At 63.0% G+C, this 1,223-nt stretch carries 1 protein-coding gene and 1 pseudogene; one reads left to right on the top strand and one right to left on the bottom strand.

Going from position 1 to position 1,223, the window contains the following annotated elements; genetic code table 11:
• Positions 1-533 precede the first annotated feature (533 nt).
• Positions 534-962, top strand: coding sequence for a hypothetical protein (locus ACFYOH_RS44095; protein WP_388637837.1), 429 nt, complete (start codon positions 534-536; stop codon positions 960-962).
• Positions 963-1,032: 70 nt separating this feature from the next.
• Here the strand turns inward: ACFYOH_RS44095 and ACFYOH_RS44090 are convergent.
• Positions 1,033-1,131 (bottom strand): annotated as a pseudogene (locus tag ACFYOH_RS44090) (transposase); the annotation flags it as partial.
• Positions 1,132-1,223 lie beyond the last annotated feature (92 nt).

Below are 1,223 nucleotides of genomic sequence, written 5' to 3'. Positions count from 1 at the left end.
GCACACGCGAGGACAGCGCACCACTCACCCACGACCAGCACATCCAAAACCTCCGCGAGCACGGCCTCGCCTCCGACCTCCCACCGCAGACCCGCAAATGGCTCGCCGAGGTCAGATCCGGACGTACCAGGGTCTCGGAGGTCCACCTGCAACAACTGCGCGATCTCCACGTCCCGAACCTGGGCAAAGCCAAGGTCGGCAAGAAGGGGCGTCACAGAGGAAAAGCCGGCCCGGCAGGGACTTCCACGGGCGCGTCCGGACGTTCTCCCCGGGCCACGCAAAAGACCTCGGCGCAGACGGCAAGCGCCGAACCATCGAAGAGGAGGACGGATACCGAATCTCCCCCTCGCTCCAAGCGGAGCAGGACAAACGTCTCAGGCGGAATTCCGCAGGCCACGGAAGAGGTGGCGGGTGGGCCAGCGCCGGCCCACGCGGGAAATACGCCCGACAGTATGCTGCCGCCTCCCTTCCCCCCGCATGCGACCACCGGCTCGCCCGAACCCGTGCTCCCGGTCCGGCCCGAACCGAGCCGCATGACCGAAACCGCGGACACCACACCATGGGCACACCCAACGGCAACGCAGGAACCCGCCGCAGCCACACATCAGCCCGACATCTCGGACATATTCCCCGCATTCGCGATCCCCGCACACCCGCAAGCCTCAGACCCGCTCCACATGCACGGCATCACCTCGACGAACCTCTTCGGCCTCACGGATACGCCGGACGCGAACACCTGGGACTTGGGCAATCCCACCGCGCACTCAACGGATCCAGCCCCACCCGGCGCAGCCTCCTTCCCCTACACCCACGAGAACGCCTTGCTTCCTCTGGACCTGTACTGGCCACACGAAGCTTTCCCCACACAAGACGGCCCACCGCAAGGCACCACCCCACAAAACGACCTCGGCTACGATGCCTTTCTCCAGATGCTAGGAATAGACTCGGAAACATTCGACTAAATTCACATCAACCCGCATTATCAACAAGAATTCCCCATGGATTAAACTCCAAGAGGAAACTAATGCCGCATCAGGCAACGTTCGCCCTGTTCACGACCTCGCGGAGGCGTATGTCGGCGGCGTGCTTGTTCCGCCAGATGATGTAGCGGCGGATCATGCTGCCTTGTGAGGTTGATCCCCGGGAGTGGACACCGGGTTTCATGCGACGAGTGACAGCGTATGTGACGTTATCAGTTGCTGTTCGAACTCGGCTGGTGTGAG

Source organism: Streptomyces sp. NPDC007856 (assembly GCF_042868225.1).
Lineage (GTDB): Bacteria > Actinomycetota > Actinomycetes > Streptomycetales > Streptomycetaceae > Streptomyces.
This window is presented reverse-complemented; position numbering and strand designations above follow the sequence as displayed.